Source organism: Pseudomonas sp. 22085, from assembly GCF_052045815.1.
Taxonomy (GTDB): Bacteria; Pseudomonadota; Gammaproteobacteria; order Pseudomonadales; family Pseudomonadaceae; genus Aquipseudomonas; species Aquipseudomonas glycinae.
The window spans coordinates 1-11,870 of record NZ_JBQEQA010000007.1; the positions used below are offsets into that span (position 1 = coordinate 1).

Annotated in this window: 11 protein-coding genes; 7 read left to right on the forward strand and 4 right to left on the reverse strand. The window is 62.5% G+C overall.

Annotation, left to right across the window (positions count from 1 at the left end; all coding sequences use genetic code 11):
• Positions 1-73 precede the first annotated feature (73 nt).
• Entirely contained in the window at positions 74-1,219 is a 1,146-nt protein-coding gene (locus ACTJK7_RS09960) for an MFS transporter (protein WP_440779425.1), read from the forward strand.
• 21 nt (positions 1,220-1,240) lie between these two features.
• Here ACTJK7_RS09960 and ACTJK7_RS09965 read toward each other — a convergent pair whose 3' ends face one another.
• Positions 1,241-2,809: a phospholipase D family protein gene (locus ACTJK7_RS09965; protein ID WP_323150509.1), complete on the reverse strand. Its 1,569-nt coding sequence runs from the start codon at positions 2,807-2,809 to the stop codon at positions 1,241-1,243.
• Between the two features lie 359 nt (positions 2,810-3,168).
• On the opposite strand from ACTJK7_RS09965, the gene ACTJK7_RS09970 reads away from it, so the two are divergent.
• The 4 genes from ACTJK7_RS09970 to ACTJK7_RS09985 all read left to right on the forward strand — a co-directional run bounded on the left by ACTJK7_RS09970 (position 3,169) and on the right by ACTJK7_RS09985 (position 7,595).
• A complete protein-coding gene (locus ACTJK7_RS09970) occupies positions 3,169-3,819 on the forward strand; it encodes a DUF1120 domain-containing protein (protein WP_064379354.1) in 651 nt (216 codons plus the stop codon).
• Positions 3,820-3,920: 101 nt separating this feature from the next.
• Positions 3,921-4,631: a fimbria/pilus chaperone family protein gene (locus ACTJK7_RS09975; protein ID WP_323150510.1), complete on the forward strand. Its 711-nt coding sequence runs from the start codon at positions 3,921-3,923 to the stop codon at positions 4,629-4,631.
• Positions 4,631-7,054, forward strand: coding sequence for a fimbria/pilus outer membrane usher protein (locus ACTJK7_RS09980; RefSeq protein WP_440779426.1), 2,424 nt, complete (start codon positions 4,631-4,633; stop codon positions 7,052-7,054). The genes ACTJK7_RS09975 and ACTJK7_RS09980 overlap by 1 nt, the downstream gene beginning before the upstream one ends.
• Before the next feature lie 13 nt (positions 7,055-7,067).
• Positions 7,068-7,595 (forward strand): hypothetical protein, encoded by a 528-nt coding sequence (locus ACTJK7_RS09985; RefSeq protein ID WP_323150512.1) that lies wholly within the window; start codon positions 7,068-7,070, stop codon positions 7,593-7,595.
• Here ACTJK7_RS09985 and ACTJK7_RS09990 read toward each other — a convergent pair.
• The gene (locus ACTJK7_RS09990) at positions 7,592-9,013 is read right to left on the reverse strand and encodes an aminotransferase-like domain-containing protein (RefSeq protein WP_108563554.1); all 1,422 of its coding nucleotides are present in this window, start codon (positions 9,011-9,013) and stop codon (positions 7,592-7,594) included. The two genes, ACTJK7_RS09985 and ACTJK7_RS09990, sit on opposite strands and share 4 nt — an antisense overlap.
• A 179-nt stretch (positions 9,014-9,192) precedes the next feature.
• On the opposite strand from ACTJK7_RS09990, the gene ACTJK7_RS09995 reads away from it, so the two are divergent.
• Positions 9,193-9,438: a DUF1127 domain-containing protein gene (locus tag ACTJK7_RS09995; protein WP_323150514.1), complete on the forward strand. Its 246-nt coding sequence runs from the start codon at positions 9,193-9,195 to the stop codon at positions 9,436-9,438.
• A gap of 107 nt (positions 9,439-9,545) precedes the next feature.
• Here ACTJK7_RS09995 and ACTJK7_RS10000 read toward each other — a convergent pair whose 3' ends face one another.
• Positions 9,546-10,856, reverse strand: a complete 1,311-nt coding sequence (locus ACTJK7_RS10000) for an NAD(P)/FAD-dependent oxidoreductase (protein WP_108563552.1) — start codon at positions 10,854-10,856, stop codon at positions 9,546-9,548.
• A gap of 145 nt (positions 10,857-11,001) precedes the next feature.
• Between ACTJK7_RS10000 and ACTJK7_RS10005 the strand changes: the two genes are divergently transcribed.
• Complete coding sequence (locus ACTJK7_RS10005; RefSeq protein WP_007954485.1) at positions 11,002-11,355, forward strand: YkgJ family cysteine cluster protein; 354 nt, start codon at positions 11,002-11,004, stop codon at positions 11,353-11,355.
• 2 nt (positions 11,356-11,357) lie between these two features.
• Here ACTJK7_RS10005 and ACTJK7_RS10010 read toward each other — a convergent pair whose 3' ends face one another.
• On the reverse strand, positions 11,358-11,846 hold the full coding sequence (locus ACTJK7_RS10010; RefSeq protein WP_003177284.1) for an Lrp/AsnC ligand binding domain-containing protein: 489 nt from the start codon (positions 11,844-11,846) through the stop codon (positions 11,358-11,360).
• Between the last annotated feature and the right edge of the window lie 24 nt (positions 11,847-11,870).

Here is an 11,870-nt window from a genome sequence, read left to right on the forward strand (position 1 = left end):
TGCATTCGCGAGCAAGCCCGCTCCCACATTGGTTTTGTGGTGCACATAAAAAATATCCACAGGAGCGTGGAACATGCGTTGGGCGACGTATTTCGCCGTGTTGGCGTCTGTCTTGAGTGTCGGCCTGGCCCTTGGTGTCAGCATGCCGCTGGTGTCATTGCGCCTGGAGGGTTGGGGCTACGGCTCGTTTGCCATCGGTGTGATGGCGGCAATGCCGGCCATCGGCGTCTTGCTGGGGGCGAAGATCTCCAGTCATCTGGCCGCGCGTTTCGGTACGGCGAACCTGATGCGCCTGTGCCTGTGGGCCGGGGCGCTGTCCATCGGCCTGCTGGCGCTGCTGCCGAGCTACCCGATCTGGCTGGTATTGCGGCTGATGATCGGCGTGGTTCTGACCATCGTGTTCATCCTCGGCGAGAGCTGGATCAATCAACTGGTGGTCGAGCACTGGCGCGGGCGACTGGTGGCACTGTATGGCAGCAGTTATGCGTTGAGCCAACTGTCTGGTCCATTACTGCTGGGTGCGCTTGGCACCGATCACGATTACGGTTTCTGGGTGGGTGTCGGTCTGCTGATCGCTTCGCCGTTTCTGCTGTTGGGCCGCAGTGGCGCGCCGAGCAGTGAGGCCAGCAGCGTGACCTTCGGCGATCTGTGGGGCTTCGCTCGCGAGCTGCCGGCCATCGCCTGGGCGGTGTCGCTGTTCGCCGCGTTCGAAGCGATGATCCTGACCCTGTTGCCGGTGTATTGCCTGCAACAGGGGTTCACCGCGGAGATTGCGCTGGCGATGGTCAGCACCGTGGTGGTGGGCGATGCGCTGCTGCAATTGCCCATCGGTGCGCTGGCCGATTATCTGTCACGGCGAACCCTGTTTACCGGTTGCGCCGTGGTATTGATGTTGTCGAGTCTGGCGATTCCGATGCTGCTCGACACCTTGCTGATCTGGCCGCTGTGGGTGCTGTTCGGCGCCAGTGCCGGTGGCCTGTTCACCCTGTCGCTGATTTTGATTGGCGAGCGCTACCGCGACGATGCGCTGGTGCGCGCCAACGCCCATGTCGCGCAGCTGTGGGGCGTCGGTTGTCTGATCGGGCCGTTGATGACGGGGGCGGGCAGTCAGTGGATCAGCGGGCATGCGTTGCCGTGGCTGATGGCGGCCGGGGCGTTCGGTCTGGTGGTTCTGCTGTCCCGGCAAGGGGCGTTCGGCAAGGTGCCGGAGCCCGCTTGATAAGCCGGCCGGAGCGGGCTGCTACAGCATCCGCTCCAGTCCCACGGTGGTGCTGAACCACGCATTGAACCGTCGCCACCAGTTGCCGGGCTCCTTGGTCAGCGTGTGCATCTGGCCGTTGTCTTCGGTAACCCACACCACTTTTCCGTCCTGCAGTTTCGCTTCGTAGCTCAACGCCGGTGCCATGCCCTGCAAGGCCAGCTCCCGAACATGGGCAGCCAGTTCCGGGCTGTCGACCAGCACCCCGACTTCGGTGTTCCACAGCACCGAGCGCGGGTCGAAATTGAACGAGCCGATGAACGATTTCTTCCCGTCGAAGATCATCGCCTTGCTGTGCAGGCTCGAATCCGAGCCGCGATAGGACTTGCTGTAAAACAGGTGCGGGCCGCTGCCGTAATTATCCCCAGGCTGGCGCCGCAGTTCGTAGAGCTTCACGCCATGCTCCAGCAGCGCCTTGCGATACGGCGCATAACCGCCGTGCACCGCCGGCACGTCGGTGGCTTCCAGCGAGTTGGTCAGCAGGCTTACCGACACGCCCGCATCGGCGCGGCCGGTCAGGTAGACCAGCCCCGGCTGTCCCGGCACGAAGTAGGCAGAAATCATCATCAGTTCTTTGTTGACGCCGGTGAGCTCCGGCGCCAGTTGGGTCGTCAGCAGCAGTTGCGGATCGGGTTCGCCCTTGGCCAGCACCTTGCTCGGCGCATCCCACAGTGCCTGGTTCCAGGCCCAGATCAGCTCCTTGCGCCAGATGTCCATGCGCGGGTTGGTGCGGTAGGTCATCAACTGCTGATACAGCGCGTGATTCTGTTTGCGGGTTTCCTCCAGGGATTCTTCCAGGCGCGTGCGGGTGTTCTGCAGGTCTTTGGCCGTGGGTTTGCTGGAGAGGAACTCGTCGATCGGCTTGCTCAGGGCGCTGTTCCAGTACTGGTCGAAACTGTGTCCGAGCTGCTCGGCGACCGGCCCGACACTGAGCATGTCGATATCGGTGAAGTTCAGGTTGGGCTCGGCATCGAAGTACTCATCGCCCAGATTGCGTCCGCCGACGATGGCCGCGCTGTTGTCCGCCAGCCACAACTTGTTGTGCATCCGCCGGTGTTGCAGCGACAGATTGAACAGCCGCCCGGCCGCCCGGGTCACGCCGGTGCTGCGCCCCAGGTGCAGCGGATTGAACAGGCGGATCTGGATCTGCGGATGTGCCGCCAGGGTGGCGATGATCAGATCGAGGCCATCACTGGTGGTGTCGTCCAGCAGGATCCGCACCCGCACGCCACGATCGGCCGCCTTCAGCACTTCTTCCACCAGCATTCGCGTGCTGATGCCGTCATGGACGATGTAGTACTGCAAGTCGAGGCTGCGTTGAGCGTTGCGAATCAGCTCGGCGCGGGCGGTGAAAGCTTCGGTGCTGTTGGACAGCAGGCGAAAGCCGGACTGGCCTTTGTAGGGCGCCGCCTGGGCCTGGATCGAACGGCCGAACGCGGAGTCGGACGCCGGCAGTGCCTGGCTCGGGTCACGCGGAACATCAAGCGAAGCGCACCCGGTGAGCAGCAGGGCGGACAGCAGTGCAGGCGGCAGGAAGTGTCTGGAGCTCAAGTCGGGTCGTTCCGGGTGTGGGCGAGGTCAGGAGTATGGCACGGCGCACGCCGCCCGTTATCGGCTTAACCGTCAGGCCTTCCGATCTCTGACAGAGCGGCTGCCTGGTTCATGGCTGTGGGCTTTCAGGCGCACTGAAACTCGGGCCCTGTAGACATGGCGGTTCAAAGCATCCGGCCACGGCAGCGTAGGACCCCGCCACCAGGCTCAAAGTGCCTATTAAACCAGTCGTGATTTCGCTGTTTAAGCGTTCCCGTTTCCTACAGATTTATCTCTCATAAGCCGCAATCATCAGCCCGCTTACTTACATACCAGGTTTGTAGGGATTGAACTGTCAATCAAATGGAAGATTACGGCTTATGAAAAAGACATACCGTCTTGCAGTACTGGCGGCGGCGCTGCTGCCAACAATGGCAATGGCAGAAAGCGTTGACCTGAATGTCATCGGCACCATTATTCCGACCTCCTGCATTCCGGCCTTTGCCGGTGGCGGCACGGTGGATCTGCGCAAGATTTCGGCGGCGACGTTGAATACGACCACACAGACCCTGTTGGGCGGTCGCGATGTGTCCCTGCACATCAATTGCGACGCACCGGCCCCCGTGGAAGTGTCGGTGCGTGACAACCGCGCCGGCACCAAGTTGCCCGGCATCAGTGATGGCGCCGGTCAGAGTGATCCGGCACTGTTTTTCGGGTTGGGTGAAATCAACGGTACGCCTATTGGTGGTTTCGCCTTGCGCCATGGCATTCCGGAGACCGACGGCAATGCCCAGACGCTGCTGACCCGGACGCTGGCGGCCCCGGCATGGCGTGTGCCGACCAGCACACTGGTCAGCAATGCGCCGCAGTTGTACTCCTGGGGCGCCAGCGCTGCAACCGGTCCGGTTGCGGCTCGTCATCACGGTTTCCCGATGCAGCTGCTGCCGATCATCGGCCCAAGCAACGCCCTGCCGATTGCCAACGAAATCCCGCTGGACGGCTCCGTGACGTTCGACATGTTCTACCTCTGATGACAGCGTCCCGGTGTCTCTCAGGCACCGGGACCGGCTGGCATACGCGAGCGCGGTCCGGCATTTGTCGGGCCGCATCCAGGATTTCACGGATTATCCCGATGCTCATTTCTTTCGAGTCTGCTCTGAAGACTGCCGCGCTGTGCCTGTTCGCATGGCTTTCAGTGCCGCTGGCCCACGCCGCGGGAATGGTTCCGCAGACGCCGATACTGTTGGTGGAGGAGGGTATGGGTGAAGCGGTCATGAATGTGCGCAATACCGATACGCGCCCCGCATTGCTGCACACCACCGTCGAGAATATCGAGGACAGCGACGATGTACTGCTGGTCTTTACCCCGCCCATCGCCCGTGTCGAACCGGACGGCATTCAGCAAGTGCGATTCATTCTGCAAAGTCAGCAACCGTTGAAGACTGAACGCCTGAAGCGGGTGATCTTCGAGGGGATCCAGCCGACCAGTGACGCCGCCGGAGCGCGGGTCACCCTCGGTGTCCGTCAGAACCTGCCGGTGATTCTGCGCCCCGCCGGATTGCCGGTGGAGCGCGAGCCCTGGAAACGGCTGACCTGGTCAATAGATGCCGCTGGTGTGCAGGTCGTCAATCCGAGCCCCTATGTGGTTCGGCTGGCGAAAACCATTTTGCCTCTGCCGGGCACCCGCTCGGTTAACCTGCCGAAGACCTACATCTTGCCCGGCGAGCGACTGCACGCCGATTTCCCCTTGCACGCCTCGGCTCAGACGATGGCAGTGAGGATTTTTCCGGCCACCACCTACGGCTTTGCGGTCGACCATTACGATGCACCGGTTACCCGCTGATGAAGGTCTGCGTACGTTGGGGCGTGTTGCTGCTGGCGGTCAACGGCACCGTGCTGGCGGCCGACTCACTGGAGTTCGACGCTCAAGTGTTGAGGGATCGCGGCATCGACCCAGCGCTGGCGGTGTACTTTCGTGAGGCGCCGCGCTTCGCCCAAGGCGAGCATTCCGTGGCGCTTGAGGTCAACGGACAGGCCAGAGGCCGTGTGCGGGTGTCGTTCAACGAGCGCGGAGAACTGTGCCTGCAACCCCAATGGCTGAGTGCTGCCGGAGTACACCCGCCACCCTCGATGGCCAGGTTGCGACCGGAGCAGTGCACGACGTTGGTGGAGGGATTTCCCGAAGCGGTCGCGCATCTGGATCCGGGACGCGAACGGATTGATCTGCTGGTACCGACCGACCGTCTGATGCTGCCGGAACGTGCGCCCAACAACTTCGCTCATGGCGGAATGGCCGGCGTTTTCAACTACGACGCGTTGATGGTCGGCAGTCAGCATGAAGGCCAACACGACAGGTTTCAAAGCCTGGGCTCAGAGGTCGGCGTGAACGCCGGGGATTGGGTATTGCGCAGTCGGCAGTCTTACACGTCGACCTCCGGCAACTCGCGGTTCGAGCACCTGTATGCCTACGGTGCGCGAACCCTGGAAGACGCCGAAGTCAGTCTGCAGGTCGGGCAATTGAATCTCGCGTCGACCTTGTTTGCCGGTGAACCATTCAACGGTGTGCAGATCCTGCCGGAAGCGGCATTCGCCCAGTTGCGAACGGCGCAGGACGGTGCGCGGGGGCAGGTGGAGGGTGTCGCGTATTCGCCGGCCCGCATCGAAGTCCGGCAGAACGGCGTGATGATCTACACCACCATGGTGCCGAGTGGACCGTTCACGCTGCGAGCGCTGCCATTGCTGAGCAACCAGATTGATCTGGACGTGACCGTCCACGAACAGGATGGCCAGGCGCGCCGCTTGCGCGTGCCGGCGGCCAGTCTCCACGAAGCGCAATGGGCCGGGCCGAGCGGGTTCAACTTCGCGCTGGGCACGGTGCGACGGCTGGGCTCGGACGACCGACAAACGCCTTCTTTCACGGCGTTCAGCAAGGATTGGGATTGGGGGCAGGCCACCCGACTGACCGCCGGTGTGCTCGCGGCAACCGACTACCTGTCGACAGGCTGGGGCCTGCAACGACAATGGGCCGGCGGCTACGCACTGGGCGTGAAGCAGGTGCTGTCCGATGACCGCTCCAGTGGCGCGGGAGGCAGCCAGACGCAGCTGACGCTGAGTGCGCCGCTGTCCGGGCAGATGTCGACGAGTCTGGTTGCGGTGCGCCAGAGTCGGAATTTTCGCACGCTGTCAGACACCGGCTGGAATCAGGCGCTTCACCGGGCTGAGTCTCCCGGTCGCGATCACCTGGTGTTTTCTCTCACCGGTTCGGTGGATCAATGGGGCGCGTTTGGAGCGACCTGGTCGCGATATTCGACTCAGGGTGAGCCGTCGCAGTCGCGTCTAGGCCTGTCCTGGTCGCGTACGTTGCCTGAGCGCATCAGCCTGTCGTTGAACCTGGAACGTGCCATCGGCGACACGGCATCTGATCGCCTGGGCAACTCCGCTTACCTGACGCTGGGAATGGCGCTGGGTGGCCAGCAAAGGCTGCGCGGCTATTTGCGCCATGATGATCGATCCGGCCTGCGTCGGGGCGTGGCCGTCAGCGATGTGCTGGGGGAAAACCTGGCCTACAGCGCCAACGCTGAATACCGCGATGAAGCGGCAGCGAGCTATGGCGTGCGCTTCAATGCGCTGCCGCGCTACACCAGCCTGGACGTTGGTGTCGGCCAGCGATCCGGGGCGACCGATTACGACGTGGGGCTGCGCGGTGGTGTGGCATTGCATCGCGATGGCGCAACGTTGTCGCCCTATCCCCTGCGCGACACTTTCGGCGTACTCAAGGCCGGTGATCGATCGGGCGTGAAACTGAACACGCCTCAAGGGCCGGTCTGGACCGATGGCTCGGGCCACGCAGTCGCGGCGAGCCTGCCGGCCTGGTCGACGGCACGGTTGGAAGTCGACCCGCTCAGCCTGTCGCGCAACGTTGAAGTGCTCGACGGAGTGAGGGAAGTGCAGCCCGCCCGTGGTTCGGTGCAGCATCTGGACTTCTCGCTCGTCACTGTCCGGCGATTGTTGCTGAATGCGATGACCGTCGACCGGCAATGGCTGGCCAAGGGACTGAGCGTTCACGATGAACAGGGGCGCTACCTGACGACGGTCCAGGACGCCGGAACGATTTTTCTGCCCGACGCCAAAGCGGGTCAGCGCCTGCATGTGCAGCTCCCTGACAACACACGGTGCGTATTGCGTTTCCCGCTTCCCGAATCCCCTGAAGACAGCGCGCTCATCGAGCGGGTCGATGCCATCTGCGCTCCGGCCGAGCTGTCCTGAACGAGTGCATCTGATGAAATTTCTGCCGGTTTGGATCGTGTTGCTGTGTCTGTTATTTCAACAGGCGTTCAGCGCCGAGACGTGTCAGTCGAGTCTGTCGCCCGCGAGCGTGAACCTGGGTAGCGCGACGCGCGCCGACCTGCTGCAACGCACGGCGCTCGACGGCCGGGGCCCGGGCTTTGGTTTGCGCAGCGTGCACTTGCGGGTGCACTGTCCCGACGTGCGCTTGATGCGCTGGGCATTTGTCGCGCCCCCCGCCGATCCGCAACGTTTCCGTTGGGCGGCGGGCACGTTGCAACTGCGTATCGTGGCTGCTCGTGTCGACGGTGCGGCGGTGCACTGGCGCCTGGACAGCGGCCAACCGGTCGAAGGTGATTTTCTGCGACCGGGCATCCACGTTGTTCCATGGCGGGCGGACGCCGGTATCCAGGGCAGTCTGCTGGAAGTGGAGCTGGAGCTGGATGCGCGGGTCGATGACGCCTTAAGCCGCCCCGTCGATCCGGTGCGGTTTGAAGGTCAGGGCGCCTTTATGGTGGATTAATCGGCCTCGGCCAACAGCTTGATCGCCGCCGCGCCGACCTTGCGCACGGCATCTTCGATCAGTGCTGTGGGTTTGGCCGCGTAGTTCATGCGCAGGCAATTGCGGTATTTGCCCGAGGCGGAAAAGATGCTGCCGACGGCAATCTGTACGCCCTGATCGTGCAGCGCACGATTCAGTTTTAGCGTATCGAAACCTTCCGGCAGTTCGACCCAGAGCATGAAGCTGCCCTGCGGGCGGCTGGCGCGGGTGCCGGCCGGGAAGTAGCGCGTCACCCAATCGATCATCACGTCGCGATTGCGCTGATATTGCGTGCGCATCCGCCGCAAATGCGGCTCGAAGTGCCCGGCCTTGAGAAATTCGGCGATGGCGATCTGCGGTTGCGGTGCCGTGGAGCCAGTGCTGATGTATTTCATGTGCAGCACCCGCTCGAGATAGCGGCCGGGCGCGACCCAGCCAATGCGCAGGCCCGGCGCCAGGGTCTTGGAGAACGAACTGCACAGCAGCACACGGCCGTCTTCGTCGAAGGATTTGATCGTGCGCGGACGTGGGTAGGTGTAGGCCAGTTCGCCATACACATCGTCCTCGATGATCGCCACGTCGAAGCGCTGGGCCAGGTTGAGCAGGGCGCGCTTGCGTGACTCCGGCATGATGTAGCCAAGCGGGTTGTTGCAGTTGGGGGTGAGCTGGATGACCTTGATCGGCCATTGCTCCAGCGCCAGTTCCAGCGCTTCAAGGCTGATCCCGGTGAGCGGATCGGTGGGGATTTCCAGGGCTTTCATGCCCAGCCCTTTGAGGGTCTGCATGGCGCCGTGAAAGCTCGGCGAGTCCACCGCGACGATGTCGCCGGGTTCACAGATCGCGTGAATGCTGGTGGACAGCGCTTCGTGGCAACCGGTGGTGACCACCAGATCGCTGGCACTCAACTGGCAGCCGGAATCAAGCATCAGCCGGGCAATCTGTTCACGCAATTCGAGGGTGCCGTGGATATTGTCGTAATACAGACCGGGCATGTCCTGACGGCGGCTGATACGGGCCAGCCCACGCAGCAGCGGTTTCATCGTGGGTGACGAGATGTCCGGCATGCCGCGACCGAGCTGCACCACGTCCTTGCGCGGCACGGAGCGAATCAGTTCCAGCACCTGATCCCACTGGGAAATTTCCACCGGCCGCTGCGCCGGACGCCCCACCGCCGGCAGTTCCGGCAACTCGCGACCGACCGGCACGAAGTACCCGGACTTGGGTTTCGGCGTGGCCAGGCCGCTGTCTTCCAGCATCCGATAGGCCTGCTGCACCGTGCTCAGGCTGACTCCGTGTTCGACGCTCAGGGCACGCACTGACGGCAGTCGGTCGCCGGGGCGGTAGAAGCCTTGTTCGATGCGGGTGCCGAGCAGTTCGGCGAGATTCACATAGAGCGTCATGACACTGCCTCGATGCAGATGATTCGTTAAACCAGTACAGATGCGGCGTAAATCGACAATTCAGTCGCAGAGACAGCAAATCTGTATGGAAATAATACAGATGTGTTGAATCTGTAATGCTTTTGCTCGCCCGCGCATCATGGAATCTCTGGCTACCCAAGTAAACAGGAGCAGCGAAAATGAACGGCTTGAGCGATGTGCGGCTGACATTACACAGTCAGGAACTGGAGGCAGGGCAACAGGACAATGCGCGCAACGAGAGCATGTGCAGCGCACCGTCCGGCCTGAGTCGCTGGAACCTGTTCTGGCATCGTCTGCATACGCGCAAGGCGTTGCTGCGACTGACGCCGGAACAGCTCAAGGACATCGGGCTAACCCGCGAGCAGGCGCTGGAGGAGGGGGTGAAGCCGTTCTGGCGGATTTAGAGGGATCGTTCCCACGCTCTGCGTGGGAACGCCGCCCCGGACGCTCTGCGTCCGCTGTGACGCAGAGCGTCACTGGATGCATTCCCACGCAGAGCGTGGGAACGATCTCAGACCAACTCTTTAAGGCGATGCCACAACATCCCCAACGCCAACAGCGGCGAGCGCAGATGCTTGCCGCCGGGGAAGGTGATGTGTGGCACTTTGGCGAACAGGTCGAAACCGCCGCTGTGCTGGCCGCTGATGGCTTCTGCCAACAGCTTGCCTGCCAGGTGCGTGGCATTCACGCCGTGGCCGGAATAGGCCTGGGCGTAATACACATTCGGCTGATCGGCGAGCCGGCCAATCTGTGGCAGACGGTTGGCACCGATGCCGATCATCCCGCCCCACTGATAATCGATCTTCGCTGACGCGAGCTGCGGGAACACTTCAAGCATCTTCGGCCGCATGTACGCGCCGATGTCCTTCGGATCGCGCCCCGAGTAATGGCAGGCGCCGCCGAACAGCAGGCGACGGTCGGCCGAGAGCCGGTAGTAATCGAGCGCCACCCGCTGATCGCAGACCGCCATGTTCTGTGGCAGCAGGGCGTGGGCCTGTTCTTCGCTCAGCGGTTCGGTGGCGATGATGTAGCTGCCGGCCGGCAGTACCTTGCCGCTGAGTTGCGGATTCAGATTGTTGAGATAGGCATTGCAGCCCAGCACCAGGGTCTTCGCCCGCACCGAACCTTGCGCTGTATGCACCCGGACTTCCGGGCCGTAGTCGATGCGAGTGACCGCCGATTGCTCGAACAGCTTCACACCCAGTTGCTGCGCCGCTGCGGCTTCGCCGAGTGCCAGGTTCAGCGGGTGCAAATGACCAGATCCCATATCGATCAAGCCGCCGACGTAGCGGTTAGAGCCAACCACTGTGTGCATTTCGTTCGCTTGCAGCAGGCGGGTTTCGTAGCGGTAACCGAGGCTGCGCAGCTCTTCGGCGTCTTCGGCAAAACCTTCAAGGTCGGAAGGTTTGTTGGCGAGGTCGCAGTAACCCCAGGTCAGGTCGCAGGGGATCTGAAATTTCTCGACGCGCTGGCGGACGATTTCCACGGCTTCCAGGCCCATGAGTTTCATCTGACGCACGCCGTCGGCGCCGATCACGTTGGCGAACTGATCGAGGCCGTGACCGACCCCGCGAATCAGTTGCCCGCCGTTGCGGCCGCTGGCGCCCCAGCCGATCCGGTGCGCTTCCAGCAACACCACGCTCAAACCCCGTTCAACCAATTCCAGCGCGGTGTTCAGCCCGGAGAAACCTCCACCGACCACGCACACGTCGGCGATCAGTTCACCTTTCAGCACCGGATGGTTGGGCTGCGGCAAGCTGCTGGCGGCGTAATAAGAGGCAACGTGGGGTTGGCTCGCGGAGGCGTGGGCGCGGGCATTCATGGGCGTCATCCTGAGCGGGTGTCGAGAAAATTTGACGGAGCATAAGCCGCAGGCCCGAGGACGGGCAACATTGGTCGGCCCGTGGTGTCTGGATCACGGCTTTTGCGGCACAATTGCCGCCTATTCCGCTCCGGTTACCGCTGCAATGAGCTGCAACAGTCAGAAAATCCGCACCCTGCGTCAGCAGATTCCCACGTTCGAATGCGTGCCGGGCTGCCATGACTGCTGCGGGCCGGTGACCACCTCACCCGAAGAAATGTCCCGCCTGCCGCGCAAGACCCGCGCCGAGCAGGACGCGGCCATGGAAGAACTCAACTGTGTGCATCTGGGGCCAAATGGCTGCACGGTGTATGACGAGCGGCCGCTGATCTGCCGGTTGTTCGGCACCACCCAGACCTTGCCGTGCCCCAACGGCCGGCGCCCGGTGGAGCTGATTCATCCACGGGTCGAGAAGCAGGTGTTCGAGTACATGGCCGAAAACCGGCAGGTGCTGGTCTGAGCTCAGTCCGGAATCGGCAGGCTCAGGCTCTCTTTCACTTCTTCCATCACGATGTAGCTCTTGGATTCGCGCACGTGCGGCAGCTTGAGCAGGATGTCGCCCAGCAGCTTGCGGTACGAGGCCATCTCGGAAATCCGCGCCTTCACCAGATAGTCGAAATCCCCTGAAACCAGATGGCATTCCAGCACGTGGGGCAATTTCAGCACCGCGCGTCGGAACTCTTCGAAAGTATCGCCGGATTTGTAGTCGAGGCTGATCTCGACGAACACCAGCAGACTACCCTTCAAATGTTGGGGATTGAGGCGGGCGTTGTAGCCCATGATGATCCCCTCGCGCTCCAGGCGCCGCACCCGCTCTGTGCATGGCGTGGTGGAGAGCCCGACCTTTTCGCCCAGTTCGGTGAATGAAATTCGTCCGTCCGCCTGCAGGATCCGCAAGATGTTGCGGTCGATCTTGTCCAGCTCACGTTTGGTCTGAGTGTTGGTACGCATAGGGGATGCGCCTCCGTGAAAAGG

Coding starts and splice junctions, on each gene's coding strand:
- ACTJK7_RS09960 (WP_440779425.1), top strand. CDS start 74: ATGCGTTGGGCGACGTATTTCGCCGTGTTGGCGTCTGTCTTGAGTGTC.
- ACTJK7_RS09970 (WP_064379354.1), top strand. CDS start 3,169: ATGAAAAAGACATACCGTCTTGCAGTACTGGCGGCGGCGCTGCTGCCA.
- ACTJK7_RS09975 (WP_323150510.1), top strand. CDS start 3,921: ATGCTCATTTCTTTCGAGTCTGCTCTGAAGACTGCCGCGCTGTGCCTG.
- ACTJK7_RS09980 (WP_440779426.1), top strand. CDS start 4,631: ATGAAGGTCTGCGTACGTTGGGGCGTGTTGCTGCTGGCGGTCAACGGC.
- ACTJK7_RS09985 (WP_323150512.1), top strand. CDS start 7,068: ATGAAATTTCTGCCGGTTTGGATCGTGTTGCTGTGTCTGTTATTTCAA.
- ACTJK7_RS09990 (WP_108563554.1), bottom strand. CDS start 9,013: ATGACGCTCTATGTGAATCTCGCCGAACTGCTCGGCACCCGCATCGAA.
- ACTJK7_RS09995 (WP_323150514.1), top strand. CDS start 9,193: ATGAACGGCTTGAGCGATGTGCGGCTGACATTACACAGTCAGGAACTG.
- ACTJK7_RS10000 (WP_108563552.1), bottom strand. CDS start 10,856: ATGAATGCCCGCGCCCACGCCTCCGCGAGCCAACCCCACGTTGCCTCT.
- ACTJK7_RS10005 (WP_007954485.1), top strand. CDS start 11,002: ATGAGCTGCAACAGTCAGAAAATCCGCACCCTGCGTCAGCAGATTCCC.
- ACTJK7_RS10010 (WP_003177284.1), bottom strand. CDS start 11,846: ATGCGTACCAACACTCAGACCAAACGTGAGCTGGACAAGATCGACCGC.